Raw genomic sequence first — 23,887 nt, forward strand, 5'->3', positions numbered from 1 at the left:
ATAACAGTTTTTTATAATAAAAAGATGAAATGCATAAATATATATCCCGTTTTTCCTCTGCCGCCCACCATTCACAGATAGAGGATATAATCCTATATTATTTATTGTATGCTTAAATCATTTGATGACTATGGTTTCATATATTTTCATCATGTTAGCACCCATGATGTATGTTTATTTTTTCTGAAGCATACCAATAATCAAACCCCGTTCAACATAACAACATAAAATAATTTATAACAAATTTAGTTGAAACTTAATATATGAAATAGTGACTTTCCATAAGCAGATCATTAGTTTATAGGGCATCCTAACGATGCAGGCTCCTCCTGGCAAAACTGTCGATGATGAGATTTTTTTTGCGGTATATTCCACTTATTTTGGTGGTATTCAGTTTATGCAAAACAATACCGACAAAAGACTGAACCGTTTTTTTGGAGATCAGCAGGCTACGGGAAATTTCATCTATCGAATAACCATTTAAAATCATATTGATAACATGTGTTTCTCTTTTGGTAAATGACAACTTGTCCCTCTTCAGATTGATCCCCATTTTTTTAAACGCCTGCCTCATCATGAGATATTCATTACCGCTTAATTCAGTGTCAATGCATACCGCTTCACGCCCTGTCCCGCTCATTCCTGACGCCGGTTTTAATAAAAAGATAAGATTGACCGGTGAAATGTGTAGGTACTTGAGACGTTCGGCATCGCCGGTGTTCAGCTCTGACTCCACAATCACCACATCGCTGTTGCTGAAGGCAATATCGCTGACCCGTGAAAACACAACCCTGTTGACGGAGAGGCTGTTGTCGCTGAACATACATTTCAGACCTACAAGCATGAAATTATTATTGGTAATAACATAGATATTCATATAGTCCCCGCAGCAATACCTTTTGCGAAGCGTCCCGTTCCTTATGTTCTGACAAAGTGGTGCCTGTATTGGTGTCGCCGGGTAACTATGACGTACTCCGGCTCAGCGGAGTACGTCAACTGCTCTACTGGTGCGCCGCTAGCACGCTATTCACGATTTCCACCGCTTCTTTCTCGATCTGCTTGCGATGTGCTTCCCCGAGGAAGCTCTCGCAGTAGATCTTGTAAGCGTCTTCCGTACCTGACGGTCGGGCGGCGAACCAGCCGTTGTCGGTCATCACTTTCAGGCCACCAATCGATGCGCCGTTGCCCGGCGCGGCGGTCAGACGCGCAGTGATCGGGTCACCCGCCAGCTGACTGGCCCTGACCATTTCCGGCGACAGCTTCGACAGCACCGCTTTCTGTGCGGAAGTGGCCGAAGCCTGCAGCCGGTTATAGCTCGGCGCGCCGAAGCGGGCGGCCAGTTCGTCGTAGTGCTCCTGCGGGTTTTTACCGGTGACGGCGGTGATTTCCGCCGCCAGCAGGCACATGATGATCCCGTCTTTGTCGGTCGACCACGGCGTTCCGTCAAAACGCAGGAACGAGGCGCCCGCGCTCTCTTCTCCGCCGAAGCCGAAGCTGCCGTCGAACAGGCCGTCAACAAACCATTTAAAGCCCACCGGCACTTCAACCAGCCTGCGGCCGAGGTCGTTCACCACACGGTCGATCATCGCGGAAGAGACCAGCGTCTTGCCCACCGCCACATCCTGGCCCCACTGCGGGCGATGCTGGAACAGGTAGTTAATCGCCACCGCCAGATAGTGGTTCGGGTTCATCAGCCCTGCCGGCGTGACGATGCCGTGACGGTCATAATCTGGATCGTTAGCAAAAGCCAGGTCAAACTTATCGCGCAGCGCCAGCAGGCCCGCCATTGCGCACTCAGATGAGCAGTCCATGCGAATGGCGCCGTCTTTATCCAGATGCATAAAGCGGAAGGTTTGATCGACGTGATCGTTGACGATAGTCAGGTCGAGCTTGTAGTGCCCGGCAATACGTTTCCAGTATTCGATACCGGACCCGCCCAGCGGATCGATCCCGAGCTTGAGGCCGGCTTTCTGAATTGCCGCCATGTCGACGATATCCGCCAGCCCTTCGATAAACGGCTGTACCAGATCCTGCTTTTTAACATGACCGGATGCCAGTGCCGCATCGAGGGAGATGCGCCTGACGCCCTGCAGACCCGAGGCCAGCAGTTCGTTAGCGCGATTCTCTACCACTTTGGTGACGTTGGTATCCGCCGGGCCGCCGTTCGGCGGGTTGTACTTAATACCGCCATCTTCCGGCGGGTTATGAGACGGCGTGATCACGATGCCGTCTGCCAGCGGACCACCTTTTTTGTTGTGCACCAGGATGGCATTGGAAATGGCCGGCGTCGGGGTGAAACCGTTGTGTTCCTGCACGATAACATCAACGCCGTTGGCCGCCAGCACTTCCAGTACGGAAATAAAGGCCGGTTCGGAGAGCGCGTGGGTATCTTTACCCACGTAGCAGGGACCGGTAATCCCGTTCCTGGCGCGGTCTTCCGCAATCGCCTGCGCGATCGCCAGAATATGCTGCTCATTGAAGTTATGGCGCCCTGCACTGCCACGATGGCCAGAGGTACCAAACTTCACCGCATGCTCCGCGTTGCCCGCTTCCGGCCTCAGTACGTAGTACTGCGCGGTCAGCTGAGCGACGTTAATCAAATCACTCTGTTGTGCAGGCTCCCCTGCGCGTTTACTGTCCGTCATTTTTCTCTCCTGTCATATCCGTCAGGCTTATTTATGTGTTGCTGCCGGGTCGCTCATCGACGGGGCCGGTCTCCTGCCACCCGCCCCGGCGTTTCCTGGTTGTCAGTACGCGCTCAGAGTTGCGTTTTGTCGATATACCAGATCTTTTGCGCATACTCCCGCACCGTACGGTCCGATGAAAAATAGCCCATGTGGGTTATGTTGAGCATCGCTTTGGCGGTCCACTCTTCCGGGGTTCGGTAGAGCGCATCCACCTTGTCCTGACAGTCAACATAGCTGCGGTAATCGGCCAGCACCTGATAGTGGTCGCCAAAGTTGATCAGCGAATCCAGCAGACCGCGATAGCGGCCCGGCTCCTGTGGGCTGAACACCCCGGTCCCCATCTGGGTCAGCGCCTGGCGCAGCTCTTGATCCTGGTCGTAGTAATCACGCGGCTGATAACCGTTGCTGCGCAGCGCCTCGACCTCTGCAGCGGTATTACCGAAGATAAAGATATTGTCCTCACCCACGTGCTCCAACATCTCAACGTTGGCGCCGTCCAGCGTGCCAATGGTCAGCGCACCGTTGAGGGCGAACTTCATATTACTGGTCCCGGAGGCTTCAGTCCCTGCCAGCGAAATCTGCTCAGAAAGGTCCGCGGCCGGAATGATCATCTGCGCCAGACTGACGCTGTAGTTGGGAATGAACACCACCTTTAGTCTGTCGCCAATCTGCGGATCGCTGTTGATGACTTTGGCGACGTCGTTTATCAGATGGATGATCTGTTTTGCCGTGTGGTAAGCGGACGCGGCTTTGCCGGCGAAAATCACCACTCGCGGCACCCATTCGGCCTGCGGGTCCGCCTTGATACGGTTGTAGCGGGTGATCACATGCAGCACATTCATCAGCTGGCGTTTATATTCGTGGATCCGTTTAATTTGCACATCAAACAGCGCGTTCGGGTTCACCACCACGCCCAGCTGACGGGCGATATAATCGGCCAGACGCTGTTTATTCGCCAGTTTGGCGGCGCTGACGGCCTGGTTAACCAGCGGATAATCCTGATATTCCCCCATTTCGCTCAGCTGGCTTAAATCCGTTCGCCAGGTCTGGCCGATATGGCGGTCCAGAACCGCAGCAAGGGACGGGTTAGCGGCAGCCAGCGGCGCGGCGTGACGCCGTTAGTCACGTTGGTGAAGCGGCGCGGAAAGATTCTGGCGAAATCGGCAAACAGCGACTCCACCATCAGCCGGGAGTGCAGTTCCGACACGCCGTTCACCTTGTAACTGACCACCACCGCCAGCCAGGCCATCCGTACGCGACGGTCGTTGGATTCATCGATAATCGAGGTCCGGCTCAGCAACGCAATATCATCGGGATAGTGCTCCTGCATGGTTTTCAGAAAATAGTCATTAATCTCGAAAATAATCTGCAAATGGCGCGGCAGGATTTTCCCCAGCATCTCGACCGGCCAGGTCTCCAGCGCCTCGCTCATCAGGGTATGGTTGGTGTAGGAGAAGACCTGACAGGTCACCCCGAAAGCGTCATCCCAGCTGAAGCGGTGTTCGTCAATCAGCAGACGCATCAGCTCCGGGATCGACAGCACCGGATGGGTGTCGTTGAGGTGGATAGCAATTTTATCTGCCAGGTTGTCATAGGTTTGATACAACTGGTAATGGCGAAAAAGAATATCCTGCACCGTCGCCGAAACGAGGAAATATTCCTGACGCAGGCGCAGCTCGCGCCCGGAGTAGGTCGAGTCGTCCGGATACAGTACCCGGGAGACGTTTTCGGAATGGTTTTTATCTTCTACCGCCGCGAAGTAATCTCCCTGATTAAATTTACCGAGGTTAATCTCGCTGCTGGCCTGGGCGCTCCACAAGCGCAGGGTGTTGGTGGCATCGGTTTCATAACCCGGGATAATCTGATCGTAGGCCACCGCGATGATCTCTTCGGTTTCCAGCCAGCGCGAGTTTTTCCCCTCATGCTGAATGCGCCCGCCAAAGCGCACGGTATAGCGGGTTTTATGGCGCTCGAATTCCCAGGGGTTACCGTACTCCAGCCAGTAGTCCGGTGACTCCATCTGCCGGCCGTCGATGATGTTTTGCTTGAACATGCCGTAGTCGTAGCGGATGCCGTAACCGCGTCCTGGCAGCCCCAGCGTGGCCAGGGAGTCGAGAAAACAGGCTGCCAGACGACCGAGACCGCCGTTGCCCAGGCCCGGGTCATTCTCTTCGTCAATCAGCTCTTCCAGATCCAGACCCATCCCGGCCAGCGCTGTTTTCACATCCTCATAGATGCCCAGCGACAGTAAGGCATTCGAGAGGGTACGGCCGATGAGAAACTCCATCGACAGATAATATACCTGGCGCGCCTGCTGCGAGATCCGCGCCCGATGCGCCCGCAACCAGCGCTCAACCAGCCGATCGCGCACGGCGAACAGCGTAGCATTGAGCCATTCATGCTTATTGGCAAGTGAAGGGTCTTTACCGAGAATAAACATGAGGTTATAAGCGATAGCATGCTGCAGCGCTTCTTCATTCAGCCTGGGTGAAATATAACTTATGCGTGGTTCCATTTTTCTTATCCGTAGCAATTAAATAATACGCTGATACAACAGGTGGAAAGACTTTGCGGCACTTTGCCAGCTAAAATCCATGCTCATCGCCTGCCGCTGCACGTAACGCCACAGCGAGGGACGCGACCACAGGACACTGGCCCGGTGGATAGCATGTAATAACGATTCCGTCTCGCTGTCGGTAAACACAAATCCGGTCGCGAGCCCGTCAACAAGGTTTTCGAGCGAACAGTCGGCGACGGTATCCGCCAGTCCGCCGGTACGGCGAACCAGCGGTAATGTGCCGTAGCGCAGACCATAAAGCTGGGTCAGACCGCAGGGTTCAAAACGGCTGGGCACCAGGATGACGTCGGCGCCGCCAATCATCTGATGCGACAGCGCCTCGTCGTAGCCGATCCGGATACTCACCTGCCCGGGGTATTGCGCCTCGGCGGTCAGAAAACGGGCCTGCAAATCCGGGTCCCCGGATCCCAGCAGCGCCAGCTGCCCTCCCTTAGATATAATTCCCGGCAGCGCGCCAAACAGAAGATCCAGCCCCTTCTGGCTGGTCAGCCGGCTCACAACGGTGAACAGCAGCGCCCGATCGTCCGCCTTCAGCCCCAGCGACGTCTGCAGCTGCTGCTTGTTCTTCGCTTTCTCCGCCAGTGAATTCTGGTCGTAAGGCGCTGCCAGCAGCGGATCGCGGCGCGGATCCCAGATATTTTTGTCAACCCCGTTCAGGATCCCCGACAGTCGCCCTTCCCGCTGACGTTGCCGCAGCAGCTCTTCCAGACCAAACGCGTACTGTGGTTCGGTAATTTCACGGGCATATGTCGGGCTGACGGTGGTGATATGGTCAGCGAAATAGAGACCCGCCTTAAGGAAGGAGATTTGCCCATTAAACTCCACCCCGTGCATCTGGAAGAACGACCACGGTAACGCGATCTCCGCCATATGCCGGGCCTGAAACAACCCCTGATAGGCAATGTTGTGCACCGTAAACACCGATTTGGCCGGGTTGCCGCGGGTGGCCAGATAAGCCGGGGTGAGACCCGCGTGCCAGTCATGGGCGTGGACGATTTCAGGACGCCAGAACGGGTCAAGACCACCGGCAAGCTCGGCCCCGACCCAGCTCAGCAACGCGAAACGCAGGACGTTATCAGGATAATCCTGCATCTGCTGGTTATGATAAGGATTACCCGTCCGGTCATAGAGATGCGGGGCATCAATCAGATAGATGCCCACACCGTTAAAATGGCCAAACAGCAGCGTCATCCGCCCGGCGAATGTCTCCCTGCTGGCCACCACCTGCGGATCCTGAATCCCGTTGCGGATCGCCGGAAACCCAGGCAGCAGCACGCGGGTATCCAGCCCCTCGGCAATTTGCGCCGCCGGGAGCGCGCCGGTGACGTCGGCCAGTCCGCCCGTTTTTAACAGCGGGAACATCTCTGCTCCTACATGTAAAACTTGCATGTATGCTCCTTATTATTCAGCCACAGAGACGACCCGCGACAGGGCAATATTTTCTCTGCCGCCGGACACGCTTTTTCCGCAAATGGGCTCATACCTCAAGTTTGTCCAGCATTTCTTTGGTAACCAGAACGATGCCTTCTTCCGAACGATAAAAGCGTCGCGCATCCTCAACGGCATTTTCGCCAATCACCGTCCCCTCCGGAATAACGCATCCCCGGTCGATCACGCAGCGTCTTATCCTGCAGGAGCGACCGACCCAGACGCCCGGTAATAAAACCGACGAATCAATATTACAGAACGAGTTAATCCGAACTCTGGAAAATAGAACCGACTGCACCACCACCGAGCCAGAAATAATACAGCCGCCGGAGACCAGAGAATTCATGGTCATGCCATGACTGCCGGAACGGTCCTGAACAAATTTGGCGCTGGGCAGCGATTCGACATAGGTACGGATAGGCCAGTTACGGTCATAAACGTCCAGCTCTGGCACTACTGAGGCTAAATCCAGATTCGCTTTCCAGTACGCCTCCAGGGTTCCGACATCGCGCCAGTATGGCTCGGCATTATTATCCGACTGAACGCAGGAGCGCGGGAACGGATGCGCATACGCTTCACCTGCCGCCGTTATCCTGGGAATAATATCTTTGCCAAAATCATGGGTGGAGTGTTCATCCCGATCGTCGTCTTCCAGCAGCTGGTAGAGATATTCCGCATCAAACACATAAATGCCCATACTGGCAAGCGAGCGGGTTTCATCGCCAGGAATGGTGGGCGGATTAGCCGGTTTTTCAACAAATTCAATGATTTTGTCATTCTCATCCACGGCCATGACGCCAAAAGCGCTTGCCTCTTCAACCGGGACCGGCAGGCAGGCCACGGTACAGCGCGCCCCTTTTTCAACGTGATCGAGCAGCATCCGCGAATAATCTTGTTTATAGATATGGTCCCCGGCCAGAATAACGACATATTCCGCATCATAGCGGCGGATAATATCCAGATTCTGGGTCACGGCATCCGCCGTCCCCCGATACCAGTTCTCACCATGCACCCGCTGCTGCGCCGGTAATAAATCCACGAACTCATTCATTTCTTCGTTAAAGAATGCCCAGCCGCGTTGAATATGCTGCACCAGTGAATGGGACTGATATTGTGTAATGACCCCGATACGTCTTATTCCGGAGTTAATACAATTCGATAAAGCAAAATCAATAATTCTGAATTTACCGCCGAAATGCACCGCAGGTTTTGCGCGAATAGTGGTCAGGTCTTTTAATCGTGTGCCACGTCCGCCGGCGAGGATCAGGGCCACGGATTTAAGCGGTAACTGGCGCGACAGCATTAAGTTGTCAGTATATTCAAGTTTACTCATAATAATGTCCTGCTATTAAATAAAAGCCATAAAAGAAAATAATGAAGAAAAGCCTCACTCTTCTGCAAAATAATTCAGAAGTGATCACCTCCGGTAATAAGTCAGCTGCAATAAATCAGCTGCGCGTTTTATTGCCCTGCAGATTCCCGTACCAGCCAGATTGTCGCCAGCGGCGGCAGAGTCACCGACAGCGAATGCTCCCGACCGTGGCTGGCGATCGCCTCGCTTGCCACGCAGCCGCCGTTGCCGGTGTTGCTCCCGTGGTAGTGCATCGAGTCGGTGTTCAGCTCTTCACGCCAGCGCCCCGGCTGGTTAATCCCGAAGCGATAGCCGTGACGCGGTACTGGCGTGAAGTTGCTCGCCACGATTATCTCGTTCCCGGCTTTATCGCGACGGACAAAGATAAACACCGACCGTTCATGGTCATCCACAACAAGCCATTCAAAGCCGTAGGGGTCAAAATCCAGTTCGTGCAGTGCCTTATGGTGGCGATAGGTATGGTTCAGATCGCGCACCAGACGCTGCACCCCGTGATGCCAGTTGTCGCCCCCTTCCAGCAGATGCCAGTCGAGGCTGGCGTCGTGGTTCCACTCCCGCCCCTGGGCAAACTCGTTGCCCATAAACAGCAGCTTTTTACCGGGGAAGGCAAACAGCCAGCCGTAGTAGGCGCGCAGGTTGGCGAACTTCTGCCAGGCATCGCCAGGCATCCGGTCAAGAATCGATTTTTGCCGTGAACCACTTCATCGTGTGACAGCGGCAACACGAAGTTTTCGGTGTAGTTGTGTAGAGCATCCCGAAGGTCATCTTGTCGTGATGATAACGACGATAGATGGGATCGAGCTGCATATAGTCGAGGGTGTCATGCATCCAGCCGAGGTTCCATTTGAACCAGAAGCCAAGACCGCCCGTCGAAGACGGTCGTGTAACCCCGGCGAAGTCGGTGGACTCCTCCGCCATCGTGACCGCTCCCGGCGTCTGCTCACCGAGCACACGGTTGGTATTGCGCAGAAATTCAATCGCTTCGAGGTTTTCCCGGCCGCCGTACTCATTGGGCACCCACTCCCCCTCTTTGCGGCTGTAGTCGCGGTAGATCATTGACGCAACCGCATCCACGCGCAGGGCGTCGATCCCGAAGCGTTCAATCCAGTACAGCGCGTTCCCGACCAGAAAGTTGCTGACTTCACGGCGACCGTAGTTGTAGATCAGCGTATTCCAGTCCTGGTGATAACCTTCTCGCGGGTCGCTGTGTTCATACAACGCGGTGCCGTCGAACGATGCCAGCGCAAAGTCATCCGACGGGAAGTGGCCCGGCACCCAGTCGAGGATCACGTTCAGACCCGCGGCATGGGCAGCATTCAGGAAGTAGCGGAAGTCTTCACGGGTACCAAAACGGCGGGTCGGCGCGTACAGCCCGGTGGGCTGATAGCCCCAGCTGCCGTCGAACGGATGTTCGTTTACCGGCAGCAGCTCCAGATGGGTGAAGCCCATCCACTTCGCGTAAGGCACCAGCTGGTCCGCCAGCTCGCGGTAGCTGAGCCAGAAATGGTTATCGGCGTGGCGGCGCCACGAGCCAAGGTGCACTTCATAAATCGAAATCGGTGCATCAAACTGGTTGGCCTGCTGACGGGACTGTGGCTGTTCGACCTTTTCCGGCATGCCGCAGATAAGCGACGCGCTTTCCGGGCGCATCTGTGCCTCAAAGGCATACGGGTCGGATTTCACCCGCAGGTGGCCGTGGGCGTCAATCAGCTCGAACTTATACAGCTGGCCGTTATGCGCGCCGGGGACAAACAGCTCCCAGATGCCGGACTCTTTGCGCAGACGCATCGGGTGGCGGCGGCCGTCCCAGTAGTTGAACTGTCCGACCACCGACACACGACGGGCGTTCGGCGCCCAGACGGAAAAACGCGTCCCGGTGACGCCGTCCATGGTGTCGGCATGGGCTCCCAGCGTCTCGTAGGGCCGCAGATGAGTCCCTTCAGCGAGCAGCCAGGCATCAAGCTCCTGCAGCAGCGGGCCAAAGCGATAGGGGTCGTCAATCAGGTTTTGCTGACCGTGCCAGGTGACGGCCAGCTGGTAACGAAAAGGATTTTTCCGGCGCGGCAGAACGCCGCTAAAGAACCCGCGTGTGTCGAGGCATTCGAGTTTACCGACTTTGCGCCCGGTTTTCGGTTCAATCACCCATACATCGGTGGCATCGGGTAATAATGCGCGCACTTCCAGACCCGCATCGGTTGAGTGCATGCCAAGCACGGAAAATGGATCGGAACAATGACCTGCGAGAAGTGCGGAGATCGCACTTTTTTCATTATAATCAGACATGGCAGTCACCCTACTATCATCCTGCGGAAAGAATTAAAACGCCTCTTCCTGCTTTATTGATCCGGTAATATTCCGCTGCATGCTACGCATCGAAATATCAACACGTTATTCCAGAGCCTTAAGACATGTCGGTTGTCCACAAATAGAGAGTGATTAACCTCCTGAGAAGTGAGTTAAATGCGCTGTACGACTTCTGTATTATCTGTCTTCAGAATAATTACTCCTGATTTTCTTTCTGTGAGTAAACACTCATTTCTATATTAATGGGGAAACTAATTTTTATTTCGTCACGAATGATGAGTTTCCTTCTGCTGAATTCGTCAGATCGTATATAAAAAAAGGCTTTGTTGAATAAATCGAACTTTTGCTGAGTTGAAGGATCAGATCACGTATCTTCCCGACAACGCAGACCGTTCCGTGGCAAAGCAAAAGTTCAAAATCACCAACTGGCCCACCTACAATAAAGCCCTCATCAACCGTGGCTCCATAACTTTCTGGCTGGATGATGAAGCTATTCAGGCCTGGTATGAGTCAGCAACACCTTCTTCACGAGGCAGACCTCAGCGCTATTCTGACCTTGCCATCACGACTGTGCTGGTCATTAAACGCGTATTCAGGCTGACCCTGCGCGCTGCGCAGGGCTTTATTGATTCCATTTTTTCTCTGATGAACGTTCCGCTACGCTGCCCGGATTACAGCTGTGTCAGCAGGCGGGCAAAGTCGGTTAATGTCAGTTTCAAAACGCCCACCCGGGGTGAAATCGCACACCTGGTAATTGATTCCACCGGGCTGAAGGTCTTCGGTGAAGGCGAGTGGAAAGTCAAAAAGCATGCTGGCCAGGAACGCCGCCGTATCTGGCGTAAGCTGCATCTCGCCGTTGACAGTAAAACACATGAAATCATCTGCGCTGACCTGTCGCTGAACAATGTGACGGACTCAGAAGCCTTCCCGGGTCTTATCCGGCAGACTCACAGAAAAATCAGGGCAGCATCGGCAGACGGCGCTTACGACACCCGGCTCTGTCACGATGAACTGCGGCGTAAGAAAATCAGCGCGCTTATCCCACCCCGAAAAGGTGCGGGTTACTGGCCCGGTGAATATGCAGACCGTAACCGTGCAGTGGCTAATCAGCGAATGACCGGGAGTAATGCGCGGTGGAAATGGACAACAGATTACAACCGTCGCTCGATAGCGGAAACGGCGATGTACCGGGTAAAACAGCTGTTCGGGGGTTCACTGACGCTGCGTGACTACGATGGTCAGGTTGCGGAGGCTATGGCCCTGGTACGAGCGCTGAACAAAATGACGAAAGCAGGTATGCCTGAAAGCGTGCTATTGCCTGAAAACACAACCCGCTACGGGGAGACTTACCCGAAATCTGATTTATTCAACAAAGCCGCTCTAGCGGTTTCGCGCCCGCAAGACCGTGGTTAAAAACTTAATAAGAAATACTAAACGTTAAATCAGCTTATACTGTTGATGGATAGTGCAGGTGTTTGGGAGATTTATTCGTGGATTAACTAAAACCTGCAATTCAGTAACAGCCAAAGTCAATGTCCGTTTTTGGCACAAAGCCGAGATCCGACGAAGTGGTACTTTCCGTGAAAGTTGTGGTGCGATTAATTTGCAACACGTGGTAAGGAGCGGTTGCAATGTGGTGGTAAATTAAGTGCAATTAATCAAGAAGGTGAATCAATGAGTGAACAACTGAACTGTCAAAGCCGCATGGATGCGGCGACAACTCTGTACTTGCCGCAAATAACTATCCCCGTCCTGCTAAACCAATGACGTAACTCCTATCTCTCCCGACTTGTTGGAACAAGTCGCACTCACAAGGTGCAATTAAACACTGAACAAAAATTCATGGATGAATGGTTACCGCCGAAGGACTCGGCGCAAATAAAAAACGTACATACCATTATACACAGTATGTACGTTTGAAATGAAAGCCGCTGACGTTATATGTAAAGCCCTGTCACTCACTCACACGCGAATAGACACTGTTTTTACTATATACTCCTTCGGTTATATATAGTACCTTGAACTATGTATATTGTGTATTAAGGCAGAGAAATCTGCCTTTTTATTTGACAATAAACTCTTTAGAATTATAGTGTATTGTATGTTTAACGTGTATAAAGGAATGAACCTTTGACCTGCTCCCCGTTGATTAGTACACCCCGATGTTAGTAATGTCTTCATAAGCCACATGAGGACATCCCCATGAAGAAGCGTTTTTCCGACGAACAGATCATCAGTATTCTCCGCGAAGCCGAAGCTGGGGTACCCGCCCGTGAACTCTGCCGCAAGCATGCCATTTCCGATGCCACGTTTTACACCTGGCGTAAGAAGTATGGCGGTATGGAGGTGCCTGAAGTTAAGCGCCTGAAGTCGCTTGAGGAAGAGAACGCCAGACTCAAGAAGCTGCTTGCCGAAGCCATGCTGGATAAAGAGGCGCTTCAGGTGGCTCTTGGGCGAAAGTACTGACGACAGACCAGAAGCGGGAAGCCGTGATGTTGATGTGTGATGCGACCGGTCTGTCGCAACGTCGTGCCTGCAGGCTTACAGGTTTATCCCTGTCGACCTGCCGCTATGAGGCTCACCGTCCGGCTGCTGATGCGCATTTATCAGGGCGCATCACTGAGCTGGCACTGGAGCGCAGGCGTTTTGGCTACCGTCGTATTTGGCAGTTGCTGCGCCGTGAAGGGCTTCATGTTAATCATAAGCGCGTGTACCGGCTTTATCACCTCAGTGGCCTGGGCGTAAAACGCAGAAGACGTCGTAAAGGGCTGGCAACAGAACGTCTGCCGCTGCTCCGTCCGGCGGCGCCCAATCTGACCTGGTCGATGGATTTCGTCATGGACGCACTTTCCACCGGTCGCAGGATCAAGTGTCTTACCTGCGTCGATGATTTCACAAAGGAATGCCTGACGGTCACTGTTGCCTTTGGGATTTCAGGCGTTCAGGTCACGCGTATTCTGGACAGCATTGCACTGTTTCGAGGCTATCCGGCGACGATAAGAACTGACCAGGGGCCGGAGTTCACTTGCCGTGCACTGGATCAATGGGCCTTTGAGCATGGTGTTGAGTTGCGCTTAATCCAGCCGGGCAAGCCAACGCAGAACGGATTTATTGAGAGCTTTAACGGACGATTTCGCGATGAATGTTTGAATGAGCACTGGTTCAGCGATATCGTTCATGCCAGGAAAATTATTAATGACTGGCGGCAGGATTATAACGAATGCCGCCCGCACTCCACGCTGAATTATCAGACACCGTCTGAATTTGCAGCGGGCTGGAGAAAGGGTCATTCTGAGAATGAAGATTCCGACGTTACTAACTGAGTGTTGTATCTAATCGTGGGGGCAGGTCACAAGGCACTCGTTGCTGAAATTAATAAACTGACCCAAGAGGCTGTTAACCCAAGCGTGATCTTGACCCTCCATCTCCGAACAGCTTTTGTATCTTAAGTTAACGATGTCCGCTGCCGCCGGTATTCCCTCGGGGAGTGATATCCCAGCGCGCTGTGCGGGTGGTTTTCATTGTAATGCGTGAACGCTACTGCAAGGTTTCGCAGTGCTGTTCTCACATCCGGTTTTGGCATGAACGCGATATAGTCTTCTTTCATCGTTTTCACGAACCGTTCGGCCATGCCATTACTCTGCGGGCTGCTCACCGCTGTTGTGCAGGGCTCCAGATTCAGCTCTCTCGCGAACCTCCGCGTTTCATACGCGGTATACGCTGAACCGTTATCCGTCAGCCACTGCACCGCTGTGTCGGGCAACCTGTCGCCGAAGCGCTTTTCCACCGACCTCAGCATCACATCCTGCACGGTCGAACTGTCATAGCCTCCCGTGCTTGCTGCCCAGTCTATGGCCTCACGGTCGCAGCAGTCCAGCGCGAACGTTACCCGCAGTTTTTCGCCGTTGTCGCAGCCGAACTCGAAGCCATCTGAACACCAGCGCATATCGCTTTCTGCCACCGCTATCTTGCCCTTATGTTCACGCTTCGGTCGCTCTGGTTTGTGATGCAACAACAACAGGTTATGCTCGCTCATTATCCTGTAAAGCCGTTTGGCATTCACAGGTGGCTGTCCCTCTGTGCGACGTTGCTTGCGCAGGATGCCCCACACGCGTCGATAACCATAACTCGGCATATCGCTGATAATGTTGAGGATAGCCGACAGTATTTCTGCGTCTGCTTCTTCATTACGCCGGTTACAGCGCCTGTCCTGCCAGTCGGCAGAACGGTTAATCCGCAGTGACAGTTGCGCACGCGACACGCCCATGGTCCGGCTGACCATGGCTATTCCCCGTCCTTTGGCAACAAGGGCGCGTGCGCTATCCATTTTCGCGACTGACCGTACTCCACGGCTTCTTTCAGGATCTCAACTTCCATCGTCTTCTTGCCCAGAAGGCGCTGAAGCTCCCGGACCTGCTTCAGAGCAGCAGTAAGCTCAGAAGCAGGAACGACGTCCTCTCCAGCCGCAACGGCGGTGAGGCTGCCTTCCTGATATTGCTTCTTCCACTTAAACAGCAGGCTGGGCTGGATACCATGCAGGCGGGCGACATGGGAGACATTCATACCCGGCTCCATCGTCTGCTGGATAATGGCGATCTTCTCCTGAGGAGTTTTACGTTTACGGACTTCTTGCCCTAACAGGATCCCGGTCATCTCAAAATTGGCGTTAGTGTTAGACATATATTCAAGCCTATCTCTTATCTGGAGATACAGCTACTGTCCGGTGTTTCAGGGGGCTACATCAGCTGTTAACCCAAGCGGTAGAAGGCTTGAGTTTGAAATGCACGGTGAGAGATTCTTTCAAAACCTCAGATTGAATGATGCGATTCTATTTACGCAAAACCACTATGATAAAGGCATTCAAAACGGCTCTCTTGGTACGCTTACCAGCATTGACTCATCAGGTGAAAGTTATGGTGTAGTAACGCTGGATACGGGGGATAAAGTTGAGGTCACACAATCCGTGCTCGATTGCATGGAGTTGGGTTATGCAATAACCCTACATAAAGCTCAAGGATCGCAGTTTCCTAGAATCATTATTGCACTACAGAAAGGCAAAAGGCACTGTTGCAAAGTTAGCGATGAGGCAGCCTTTTGTCTTATTCAAAGGCCTTACATTTCAAAAACTCTGCTTACCAGGCGCATTTCGCCCAGGGGATCACCATAATAAAATGCTGAGGCCTGGCCTTTGCGTAGTGCACGCATCACCTCAATACCTTTGATGGTGGCGTAAGCCGTCTTCATGGATTTAAATCCCAGCGTGGCGCCGATTATCCGTTTCAGTTTGCCATGATCGCATTCAATCACGTTGTTCCGGTACTTAATCTGTCGGTGTTCAACGTCAGACGGGCACCGGCCTTCGCGTTTGAGCAGAGCAAGCGCGCGACCATAGGCGGGCGCTTTATCCGTGTTGATGAATCGCGGGATCTGCCACTTCTTCACGTTGTTGAGGATTTTACCCAGAAACCGGTATGCAGCTTTGCTGTTACGACGGGAGGAGAGATAAAAATCGACAGTGCGGCCCCGGCTGTCGACGGCCCGGTACAGATACGCCCAGCGGCCATTGACCTTCACGTAGGTTTCATCCATGTGCCACGGGCAAAGATCGGAAGGGTTACGCCAGTACCAGCGCAGCCGTTTTTCCATTTCAGGCGCATAACGCTGAACCCAGCGGTAAATCGTGGAGTGATCGACATTCACTCCGCGTTCAGCCAGCATCTCCTGCAGCTCACGGTAACTGATGCCGTATTTGCAGTACCAGCGTACGGCCCACAGAATGATGTCACGCTGAAAATGCCGGCCTTTGAATGGGTTCATGTGCAGCTCCATCAGCAAAAGGGGATGATAAGTTTATCACCACCGACTATTTGCAACAGTGCCATCCTGGATACGGACATGCAGCGGCGTGCTCAGATCGGTCTTAACAAGGGAGAGGCCCACCATGCGCTCAAAAATGCGCTCCGTATCGGGAGGCAGGGGGAAATTCGCGATCGCACGACAGAGGGGCAGCACTACCGAATCGCTGGGCTCAATTTATTGACTGCGGTGATCATTTACTGGAATACCGTCCATCTTGGTCATGCCGTCACGGAGCGGCGGAACGAAGGGTTGGATGTTCCCCCTGAATTTCTTCCCCACATATCCCCATTGGGCTGGGCGCACATTCTACTGACTGGCGAATATCTTTGGCCCAAGGAACCGAAAGCTTAGGGTGTCATTTCGCCCTCAGCCGGAACCGACCCCTCTATGGGCTCATGGGCAATCGGGCAGGCGTTACTCAACATCGCACCGCCCGCCGACGTGACATTGTTCCTCATCGTGTCGCTGCTGATATCAGCGGCGGTGGTTCCGATCACCTTGCTGCCCAGTCATCCGCCGGCCCAGGTGGAACAGGAATGGGTCGCGTTCAGGGACCTCGTCCTCGTATCACCTCTCGCTGCGGCTGGCGCTTTCCTGGCCGGCCTGGCTATCGGTGGTTTCTGGGGCATGGGCGCGAACTTCGCCCAGAGCATCGGCCTCGATGTGGGCGGTATCTCCGCCTTCATGGCTGCGGTTCTTGGTGGAACGCTCGCCTTCCATTGGCCACTCGGTTGGCTTTCGGATCGAGTGCCCCGGAATCTTGTCATCGCCGGTGCGGCGCTGGCGTCCGCAGCGTCTGCCATCGGCGTAGCGTTGGCGGTGGAAGCGCCTCTGCCGCTGCTCCTTGCGGCAGGTGCGCTGTTCGGCGGCTTTGGCATCCCGATTTATTCGTTGTGTCTCGCCGTCGCAAACGACGATCTTCCGGCCGGTCGGCTACTCGGCACCGCGCGCGGGCTTCTGTTGCTCAACGGGATCGGGACAGCCGCTGGCCCCCTAATAGGAGCAGCTGCAATGAATATCGTCGGCCCTGGCGGCCTGTTCCTTTATGCGGCGGCGTTGCTCACGCTCCTGGCAGTGCTGGCCATCGCCCGCAGGCAGCCGAGGCGCGCCAACCAGGCCAAGGCGGCCCCCCGTTCTCCGAGCACGCCGATGATAACCGGATCTCTCGATACGATGATATGCATGGAGAAGCGGGCGCAGGGCGTGCGGGATTAGCGCGGCACGGCGCCTGCACGAACCGCGGGGTCAGGCGATGATAGCTGTTACGCGAATTTCGATACGCATGGTTGGAAGCCCCAGCGCTTCGATTCCCAACTGCGTCCAGATTGGAGCGCGGTCGGGCATGTAGTGGCGATACAGCTTGGCCATTGTTTCGTTGATCACGGGAGGGAATCCACCGACGTGATAGGAATTGACGTGGACCACATGCGGCCAGCGTGCTCCGGCGGTCGCGAGCGTCCGTTCCACGTTCTTGAACGCCTGCTCGATCTCTTCCTCAATCGACTCCGGAATGACGAGATCGTCGTTCCATCCGCCCTGTCCGGAGATCTCCACGCGGTCACCAATGCGCATTGCCTGAGAATAATGAAGCGCGTCATGCAGGCGCGTCCCGTATCCGGGGGTGATGAAGAATGAAGGTGTTGTCATGAGTTTGCCTTTGATGAGCCAGGTCAACGCGGCTGCAAGTGACCGTATGCATGCAGAAAGAGATGCAGGGCGTTCGGCACTAGCGCGCCGGCTGCGGTGGAGGGCTTTATTCCACGTCTTCTACGGTGAGGTCCCGGCCGTTGAACTGCACGGTCTCCCCGGCTCGGGCACCCTCGATCGCTTCGAAGATCGGCGCCATCGTGGAAATGCCCATGAGCTCACGCCCCTGACAGGTAAACTTGCTCGTTGACACCGCGATCACAAAGTGGCGGCCGGACAGCTTGACGACAGCGCCTTCGTTGACGGCCAACTTGGGGCCGAAATCGATCGTCCTGAGCTTTTCGAGTTTATTGGCGTAGTCATGGAGCGTGTCATCGAGCGCTTCAGCGAAGTCGCTCGCGACCTCGGCCTGAGCTAGTTCGTCGTTTTCGATCGGTTCGCTCCGATCGAGCCGAGCGGTAGAGACATAGTCCAGGTAGTTTTCGCGAGCGCTGTGCAACGCTGCTGTCTCCAGCAAGAGCATAGTTTCTCGTATGTGGTCCTTGTTCCAGTCCATAATCACCTCCTAATTTTCGATGTTCTTAAAGTTCAGCCTGCAGATGTGTGGGCCAGGAAGGCCAGCCTTTCCGGCTAAGCGACACCGCTATTCGTCGCTGATGACGTCTTCGCCCTGGTATGGAACCCTGATCAGCCGAGGATCTCGAATGATGCTCGTGACGAGCCAGACATATTCCTGCTCGGCGGTATCGAAGCCGAGGATGCTGAAGGATTGGCCGAAAGGGCATGGCGGGAAGTCTGGAAAGCCCTCGCGCAGAACGTAACGCTCGGGATCGCTGTGAAACTCGCTCTTGTAGACTTTCCGTAGTCCGTGCTTGCTCGGCGCGTCCTGGTCACCTGCCGGTGCTGTTTCCCGATGCGCCACAAGGCGCTCGGACAAGTCGCGGGGGCAGATTTCGTGGAACACGTCGAAGGCGTCGATCAACAGGCCTTTATGCTCTGTCGCCGGATCGGTGATCGCGTAGATGTTGGAGGCATCTTCGCCGTCGTCCCCGCTCTCGAGGCGCAACGCCGCATCGACGCGAATGCTGCATGCATCGAGGGTTGACCCTAGTTCGAGATCGACGAGATTGCCGTCCTTGACGCGGTATTCGCGGTCATAGCCTTTGGCGATGAATGACTGGACTGCTTCTAGAACGTCGGTCACCTGGGAGGTCATGGAAGCACCTTCATCTTGAACTGGATTGGACACGCTCGCGCACAAAGCGCGCTGTGACTCGGCGGACGGAGAAGCTCGCGAAGTGCGTTACTCATAGCCACTTGGCCTTCTTGAAGCGCATGAATAGGAGAAGGCAGAACACCGCTATCACTCCGAGCACGACGAAGTAGCCATATGGCGTGTCCAGTTCCGGCATGTGCTTGAAGTTCATGCCATATATTCCGGCGATCGCCGTCGGGACCGCCAAGATCGCCGCCCAGGCCGCGAGCTGGCGAGTGACCACACCGATCCTTTGCGCTTCCAGAAGGCTGCTGGCCTCGAAGACCGTGGACAGGACAAGCAGGAGGCCGTCGACCATGGACTGCACGCGGTGGACATGGTCCGCGACGTCGTGGAAATATGGTGTCATTTCGGCGCTGATGCAGGGAAAGTGGCCGCGAACGAGCTTTCGCACCAGCTCGGCCATAGCCCCGAGCGTGCGCTGGAACCGCGTGAGTTCGGACCTTAGTTCGAAGATTCGCGCCACCTCTTCTGGCTCGAGGAAATCGTGCAGCGACCGTCGCTCCATCGCCAGGACGTCGTCCTCGATCATTTCGAAGATGGGCAGATACTGGTCGACCACTCGGTGCAAGATCGCGTGCAGCACATAGTCGACACCCTTGCCGAACTGCGTCGGCGATGCCTCGAGTTGCTCCCGAAGTTTGCCCAGCGCTCCGGCATTGCCGTGCCGCACGGTGATAAGGTGATTGTGACCGGTGAAGATCGCCATCTTGCCGTAGCTGATCCGGTCGCCGACCAGCTCGGCGGTCTGGGCGACGACGTACAACTCATCGTTGTAGACCTCGAGCTTGGGCGGGCACAGCGGGTGCATGGCGTTGTCGATCGCCAAAGGATGGAGGTTATACGTCGTCTGGATCGCGCTGAGTTCGTCTGCGGTGGGCTCGCTAAGCGCGATCCAGCAGAAGCCCGAGCGATTCTCGTTTAGTTCGACGTGCTCATCGAGCCTGATTTCACGGACTCGCTTACCTTCGTTGTAATAATATGCGGCGATAATGGTCATGCAGGGGTCGTCTCAGAAAACGGAATCTATGGTCACTCCCGTTTTTGCAACACCGATTTTGACGACAAGTTGGCTTGCTTGAATCTATCCGGCGTCTGAATGGGATTTTATTCCCGCGCCTCGATGAGTTCCGCGCCTGATGAACCTCCAGAAAATATACGGCTTCAATGAGCCTTTCCGTTTTACAGGTTCCTCAACAGGCCGGTGGGCCGTTAGTATCATCAATATCAGTATTCGCAAAACCAGATGAATGATTGTTTAAACTGGTGTATTTCTGCCTTTATGCTTCGTAAGTTTGCTGTCGCGCCGTCAGTGCCCAGGCTATTCTGGCCAGCTTGTTTGCCAGAGCACAGGTGACGACAAAGTTGCTTTTCCGACACAACAACTCCCTGACCCAGTCGGCCAACTTGCCAGACTGGTGTTCCAGTTTTTGTATGAATACCCTGGCACACTGAACCAACAAAGTTCGGATCTTTTTGTTGCCCCGCTTGCTAATCCCTAACAATGTCGTCCGACCTCCCGTGCTGTACTGTCGGGGTACCAGCCCTGTTGCCGCCGCAAAGTCACGGCTGCTGGCGTACTGCTTCCCGTCGCCAATCTCAGTTGAAATAGTACTGGCAGTCAGCGTTCCAACGCAGGGAATACTCAGCAAGCGCTGTCCAACCTCATCTTCGTCCAACTTTCGTTTCAACTGAGATTCCAGATCTTTAATCTGCTCAACAAGATAGTGATAATGCTGTTGTAATTTCAGCAGTAACTGGCTGAGATAAAGAGGCAAACTACTGTCCTCAAGAAGGGTACTCAGTCGACTAATAACGGCAGCACCTCGCGGAACGCTGATACCAAATTCCAGCAGAAAAGCATGCATCTGATTAGTTGTTTTCACCGGCACTGTTGCAAATAGTCGGTGGTGATAAACTTATCATCCCCTTTTGCTGATGGAGCTGCACATGAACCCATTCAAAGGCCGGCATTTTCAGCGTGACATCATTCTGTGGGCCGTACGCTGGTACTGCAAATACGGCATCAGTTACCGTGAGCTGCAGGAGATGCTGGCTGAACGCGGAGTGAATGTCGATCACTCCACGATTTACCGCTGGGTTCAGCGTTATGCGCCTGAAATGGAAAAACGGCTGCGCTGGTACTGGCGTAACCCTTCCGATCTTTGCCCGTGGCACATGGATGAAACCTACGTGAAGGTCAATGGCCGCTGGGCGTATCTGTACCGGGCCGTCGACAGCCGGGGCCGCACTGTCGATTTTTATCTCTCCTCCCGTCGTAACAGCAAAGCTGCATACCGGTTTCTGGGTAAAATCCTCAACAACGTGAAGAAGTGGCAGATCCCGCGATTCATCAACACGGATAAAGCGCCCGCCTATGGTCGCGCGCTTGCTCTGCTCAAACGCGAAGGCCGGTGCCCGTCTGACGTTGAACACCGACAGATTAAGTACCGGAACAACGTGATTGAATGCGATCATGGCAAACTGAAACGGATAATCGGCGCCACGCTGGGATTTAAATCCATGAAGACGGCTTACGCCACCATCAAAGGTATTGAGGTGATGCGTGCACTACGCAAAGGCCAGGCCTCAGCATTTTATTATGGTGATCCCCTGGGCGAAATGCGCCTGGTAAGCAGAGTTTTTGAAATGTAAGGCCTTTGAATAAGACAAAAGGCTGCCTCATCGCTAACTTTGCAACAGTGCCACAAAATTAGCTTATAGGTTAATTCTACCTTGTCTGAAATTAGCCTATAGGTTAATATTAATAGAAATGGGAGGTCACATGTTTAGCGTTCTTTATCACCCGGAAGCCAGGGAAGAAGCCACAGCATTACCCGTAAAAATCAGGGTGAAGTTTGACCGTCTCATCGGCAAACTGGAGTATGACGCCCGATTACTGCGGGAGCCGGACACGAAGCCCCTGGGCGATGGACTTTTTGAGATCCGCACGATGGGGACGGACATAGCCAGGGGAATCTGGGTATACCACAAAGGCAATACCATCATCATGCTCCGTGTTTTCATCAAGAAGTCACAGAAAACGCCAGCGAAAGAAATCGATCTCGCCAAAAAGCGGTTAGCGGAGGTACTTAATGAAACTGGTAAGCCATAAAGAACTGCATAACGAGTGGATGCAGGACGATGAATATCGCGCTGCATGGCAGGAAGAAGAACGTAAGGAAAAGCTCAGGGAGCTGCTTGCTGAATGGCGCAAGCATGACAACCTGACAAAAGCGCAGGTTGCTGAACGCATGGGGGTTACACCTCCGGTTATTTCTCGCCTGGAAAACAACATCACCAAAGCCAGCATCGACACACTGACCCGCTACGCTCACGCCTGCGGCATCAAGAAACCTGTCATTGCCCTGTACTGAATAGCCAGCCCTCCGGGGCTGGCCTTTTTGTTTCGGTCAGTCCCAAAATTTTGTTAAAGCAAGTTTAAAATGTCACCTGTTTCTCCAAAGTTGAAATGTCACTTCTAAGCCAATCTATTTATACATAATCTTTACATCTTTCCCCGGTGACAAAGTGCTAATTGGTCTGTAATGTTCAATGTGTGGCAGGCAAGCCGCCGGTGACTTAGGGAAGGTGCGAACAAGTTCCTGATATGAGATCATCATATTCATCCGGAGCGCATCCCAGAGGGACATCATGAGCCATCAACTCACCTTCGCCGATAGTGAATTCAGCACTAAGCGCCGTCAGACCCGAAAAGAGATTTTCCTCTCCCGCATGGAGCAGATTCTGCCATGGCAGAATATGACCGCTGTCATCGAGCCGTTTTATCCCAAGGCGGGCAATGGCCGACGGCCCTATCCGCTGGAGACCATGCTGCGTATTCACTGCATGCAGCATTGGTACAACCTGAGCGACGGTGCCATGGAAGATGCCCTGTACGAAATCGCCTCCATGCGCCTGTTTGCCCGATTATCCCTGGATAGCGCCCTGCCGGATCGCACCACCATCATGAATTTCCGCCACCTGCTCGAGCAGCATCAACTGGCCCGTCAATTGTTCAAGACCATCAATCGCTGGCTGGCCGAAGCAGGCGTCATGATGACCCAAGGCACTTTGGTGGATGCCACCATCATTGAGGCACCCAACTCTACCAAGAACAAAGAGCAGCAACGCGATCCGGAGATGCATCAGACCAAGAAAGGCAATCAGTGGCACTTTGGCATGAAGGCCCACATTGGTGTCGATGCCAAGAGTGGCCTGACCCACAGCCTGGTCACCACCGCGGCCAACGAGCATGACCTCAATCAGCTGGGTAATCTGCTTCATGGAGAGGAGCAATTTGTCTCAGCCGATGCCGGCTACCAGGGAGCGCCACAGCGCGAGGAGCTGGCCGAGGTGGATGTGGACTGGCTGATCGCCGAGCGTCCCGGCAAGGTAAAAACCTTGAAGCAGCATCCGCGCAAGAACAAAACGGCCATCAACATCGAATACATGAAAGCCAGCATCCGTGCCAGGGTGGAGCACCCGTTTCGCATCATCAAGCGGCAGTTCGGCTTCGTGAAAGCCAGATACAAGGGGCTGCTGAAAAACGATAACCAACTGGCGATGTTATTCACCCTGGCCAACCTGTTTCGGGTGGACCAAATGATACGTCAGTGGGAGAGATCTCAGTAAAAACCGGAAATAACGCCAGAAATGGTGGAAAAAATAGCCTAAATAGGCTGATTCGATGTGTTTGCGGGAAAAAAATCGGCCCAGATCCGCGAAATTTTAAT

At 54.0% G+C, this 23,887-nt stretch carries 16 protein-coding genes and 5 pseudogenes; 8 read left to right on the forward strand and 13 right to left on the reverse strand.

The window, feature by feature from the left end; translation table 11 throughout:
- Positions 1 to 310: 310 nt before the first annotated feature.
- The 6 genes and pseudogenes from ACLHV9_RS24615 to glgB form a co-directional block, all read right to left on the reverse strand.
- On the reverse strand, positions 311 to 877 hold the full coding sequence (locus ACLHV9_RS24615; protein WP_004197678.1) for a LuxR C-terminal-related transcriptional regulator: 567 nt from the start codon (positions 875 to 877) through the stop codon (positions 311 to 313).
- Between the two features lie 124 nt (positions 878 to 1,001).
- A complete protein-coding gene (gene pgm, locus ACLHV9_RS24620; protein WP_004197675.1) occupies positions 1,002 to 2,645 on the reverse strand; it encodes a phosphoglucomutase (alpha-D-glucose-1,6-bisphosphate-dependent) in 1,644 nt (547 codons plus the stop codon).
- Positions 2,646 to 2,758: 113 nt separating this feature from the next.
- A pseudogene (gene glgP, locus ACLHV9_RS24625) lies at positions 2,759 to 5,202 on the reverse strand (glycogen phosphorylase).
- Positions 5,203 to 5,220: 18 nt separating this feature from the next.
- On the reverse strand, positions 5,221 to 6,654 hold the full coding sequence (gene glgA, locus ACLHV9_RS24630; RefSeq protein ID WP_407221218.1) for a glycogen synthase GlgA: 1,434 nt from the start codon (positions 6,652 to 6,654) through the stop codon (positions 5,221 to 5,223).
- Positions 6,655 to 6,742: 88 nt separating this feature from the next.
- Entirely contained in the window at positions 6,743 to 8,026 is a 1,284-nt protein-coding gene (glgC, locus tag ACLHV9_RS24635; RefSeq protein ID WP_004099051.1) for a glucose-1-phosphate adenylyltransferase, read from the reverse strand.
- Between the two features lie 128 nt (positions 8,027 to 8,154).
- Positions 8,155 to 10,348: pseudogene (gene glgB, locus ACLHV9_RS24640) on the reverse strand (1,4-alpha-glucan branching enzyme).
- Positions 10,349 to 10,720: 372 nt separating this feature from the next.
- On the opposite strand from glgB, the pseudogene ACLHV9_RS24645 reads away from it, so the two are divergent.
- Positions 10,721 to 11,680, forward strand: a pseudogene (locus tag ACLHV9_RS24645) (IS5 family transposase); the annotation flags it as partial.
- Between the two features lie 891 nt (positions 11,681 to 12,571).
- Positions 12,572 to 13,692 (forward strand): IS3-like element ISSen4 family transposase gene (locus ACLHV9_RS24650; protein ID WP_087451024.1). Its coding sequence is split into 2 segments (ribosomal slippage): positions 12,572 to 12,830 and positions 12,830 to 13,692, totalling 1,122 coding nucleotides; the frame shifts between segments, so codons are not numbered across the junction.
- 122 nt (positions 13,693 to 13,814) lie between these two features.
- On the opposite strand, the gene ACLHV9_RS24655 is transcribed toward ACLHV9_RS24650, so the two are convergent.
- Positions 13,815 to 15,022 (reverse strand): IS3 family transposase gene (locus ACLHV9_RS24655; protein ID WP_114139429.1). Its coding sequence is split into 2 segments (ribosomal slippage): positions 13,815 to 14,701 and positions 14,701 to 15,022, totalling 1,209 coding nucleotides; the frame shifts between segments, so codons are not numbered across the junction.
- Between the two features lie 459 nt (positions 15,023 to 15,481).
- The gene (locus tag ACLHV9_RS24660) at positions 15,482 to 16,186 is read right to left on the reverse strand and encodes an IS6-like element IS26 family transposase (protein WP_001067855.1); all 705 of its coding nucleotides are present in this window, start codon (positions 16,184 to 16,186) and stop codon (positions 15,482 to 15,484) included.
- 63 nt (positions 16,187 to 16,249) lie between these two features.
- Between ACLHV9_RS24660 and ACLHV9_RS24665 the strand changes: the two are divergent.
- Together ACLHV9_RS24665 and ACLHV9_RS24670 are read left to right on the forward strand one after the other, a co-directional pair.
- A pseudogene (locus ACLHV9_RS24665) lies at positions 16,250 to 16,579 on the forward strand (Tn3 family transposase); the annotation flags it as partial.
- Between the two features lie 36 nt (positions 16,580 to 16,615).
- On the forward strand, positions 16,616 to 17,443 hold the full coding sequence (locus ACLHV9_RS24670; protein WP_004099046.1) for an MFS transporter: 828 nt from the start codon (positions 16,616 to 16,618) through the stop codon (positions 17,441 to 17,443).
- Between the two features lie 30 nt (positions 17,444 to 17,473).
- Here the strand turns inward: ACLHV9_RS24670 and ACLHV9_RS24675 are convergent, their stop codons facing one another.
- From ACLHV9_RS24675 to ACLHV9_RS24695, 5 genes and pseudogenes are all read right to left on the reverse strand, one after another.
- On the reverse strand, positions 17,474 to 17,875 hold the full coding sequence (locus ACLHV9_RS24675) for a RidA family protein (protein WP_004099044.1): 402 nt from the start codon (positions 17,873 to 17,875) through the stop codon (positions 17,474 to 17,476).
- Between the two features lie 106 nt (positions 17,876 to 17,981).
- Positions 17,982 to 18,431 carry a hypothetical protein gene (locus ACLHV9_RS24680; protein ID WP_004099042.1) on the reverse strand — a complete coding sequence of 150 codons (450 nt, stop codon included), beginning with the start codon at positions 18,429 to 18,431 and terminating at the stop codon, positions 17,982 to 17,984.
- Between the two features lie 87 nt (positions 18,432 to 18,518).
- On the reverse strand, positions 18,519 to 19,091 hold the full coding sequence (locus ACLHV9_RS24685) for a hypothetical protein (protein ID WP_004099040.1): 573 nt from the start codon (positions 19,089 to 19,091) through the stop codon (positions 18,519 to 18,521).
- A gap of 91 nt (positions 19,092 to 19,182) precedes the next feature.
- Positions 19,183 to 20,151, reverse strand: a complete 969-nt coding sequence (locus ACLHV9_RS24690) for a magnesium and cobalt transport protein CorA (RefSeq protein WP_032640602.1) — start codon at positions 20,149 to 20,151, stop codon at positions 19,183 to 19,185.
- Positions 20,152 to 20,431: 280 nt separating this feature from the next.
- Positions 20,432 to 21,037, reverse strand: a pseudogene (locus ACLHV9_RS24695) (IS110-like element IS5075 family transposase); the annotation flags it as partial.
- A 64-nt stretch (positions 21,038 to 21,101) separates the two neighbouring features.
- On the opposite strand from ACLHV9_RS24695, the gene ACLHV9_RS24700 reads away from it, so the two are divergent.
- The 4 genes from ACLHV9_RS24700 to ACLHV9_RS24715 all read left to right on the forward strand — a co-directional run bounded on the left by ACLHV9_RS24700 (position 21,102) and on the right by ACLHV9_RS24715 (position 23,786).
- On the forward strand, positions 21,102 to 21,806 hold the full coding sequence (locus ACLHV9_RS24700) for an IS6-like element IS26 family transposase (RefSeq protein ID WP_001067855.1): 705 nt from the start codon (positions 21,102 to 21,104) through the stop codon (positions 21,804 to 21,806).
- A 130-nt stretch (positions 21,807 to 21,936) separates the two neighbouring features.
- Positions 21,937 to 22,266, forward strand: a complete 330-nt coding sequence (locus tag ACLHV9_RS24705; RefSeq protein ID WP_016156492.1) for a type II toxin-antitoxin system RelE/ParE family toxin — start codon at positions 21,937 to 21,939, stop codon at positions 22,264 to 22,266.
- The gene (locus ACLHV9_RS24710) at positions 22,247 to 22,528 is read left to right on the forward strand and encodes a helix-turn-helix domain-containing protein (RefSeq protein ID WP_000780222.1); all 282 of its coding nucleotides are present in this window, start codon (positions 22,247 to 22,249) and stop codon (positions 22,526 to 22,528) included. Before ACLHV9_RS24705 ends, ACLHV9_RS24710 begins: the two co-directional genes overlap by 20 nt.
- Before the next feature lie 277 nt (positions 22,529 to 22,805).
- On the forward strand, positions 22,806 to 23,786 hold the full coding sequence (locus tag ACLHV9_RS24715; RefSeq protein ID WP_407220155.1) for an IS5-like element ISKpn26 family transposase: 981 nt from the start codon (positions 22,806 to 22,808) through the stop codon (positions 23,784 to 23,786).
- Positions 23,787 to 23,887 lie beyond the last annotated feature (101 nt).

It is taken from the genome of Enterobacter sp. CPE_E890 (assembly GCF_046521475.1).
Classification (GTDB): Bacteria; Pseudomonadota; Gammaproteobacteria; order Enterobacterales; family Enterobacteriaceae; genus Enterobacter; species Enterobacter adelaidei.

What these genes read in the sequence shown, in the direction of transcription:
- ACLHV9_RS24615 (WP_004197678.1), bottom strand. Translation starts at nt 877, where the DNA reads ATGAATATCTATGTTATTACCAATAATAATTTCATGCTTGTAGGTCTG.
- pgm (WP_004197675.1), bottom strand. Translation starts at nt 2,645, where the DNA reads ATGACGGACAGTAAACGCGCAGGGGAGCCTGCACAACAGAGTGATTTG.
- glgA (WP_407221218.1), bottom strand. Translation starts at nt 6,654, where the DNA reads ATGCAAGTTTTACATGTAGGAGCAGAGATGTTCCCGCTGTTAAAAACG.
- glgC (WP_004099051.1), bottom strand. Translation starts at nt 8,026, where the DNA reads ATGAGTAAACTTGAATATACTGACAACTTAATGCTGTCGCGCCAGTTA.
- ACLHV9_RS24660 (WP_001067855.1), bottom strand. Translation starts at nt 16,186, where the DNA reads ATGAACCCATTCAAAGGCCGGCATTTTCAGCGTGACATCATTCTGTGG.
- ACLHV9_RS24670 (WP_004099046.1), top strand. Translation starts at nt 16,616, where the DNA reads ATGGGCTCATGGGCAATCGGGCAGGCGTTACTCAACATCGCACCGCCC.
- ACLHV9_RS24675 (WP_004099044.1), bottom strand. Translation starts at nt 17,875, where the DNA reads ATGACAACACCTTCATTCTTCATCACCCCCGGATACGGGACGCGCCTG.
- ACLHV9_RS24680 (WP_004099042.1), bottom strand. Translation starts at nt 18,431, where the DNA reads ATGGACTGGAACAAGGACCACATACGAGAAACTATGCTCTTGCTGGAG.
- ACLHV9_RS24685 (WP_004099040.1), bottom strand. Translation starts at nt 19,091, where the DNA reads ATGACCTCCCAGGTGACCGACGTTCTAGAAGCAGTCCAGTCATTCATC.
- ACLHV9_RS24690 (WP_032640602.1), bottom strand. Translation starts at nt 20,151, where the DNA reads ATGACCATTATCGCCGCATATTATTACAACGAAGGTAAGCGAGTCCGT.
- ACLHV9_RS24700 (WP_001067855.1), top strand. Translation starts at nt 21,102, where the DNA reads ATGAACCCATTCAAAGGCCGGCATTTTCAGCGTGACATCATTCTGTGG.
- ACLHV9_RS24705 (WP_016156492.1), top strand. Translation starts at nt 21,937, where the DNA reads ATGTTTAGCGTTCTTTATCACCCGGAAGCCAGGGAAGAAGCCACAGCA.
- ACLHV9_RS24710 (WP_000780222.1), top strand. Translation starts at nt 22,247, where the DNA reads ATGAAACTGGTAAGCCATAAAGAACTGCATAACGAGTGGATGCAGGAC.
- ACLHV9_RS24715 (WP_407220155.1), top strand. Translation starts at nt 22,806, where the DNA reads ATGAGCCATCAACTCACCTTCGCCGATAGTGAATTCAGCACTAAGCGC.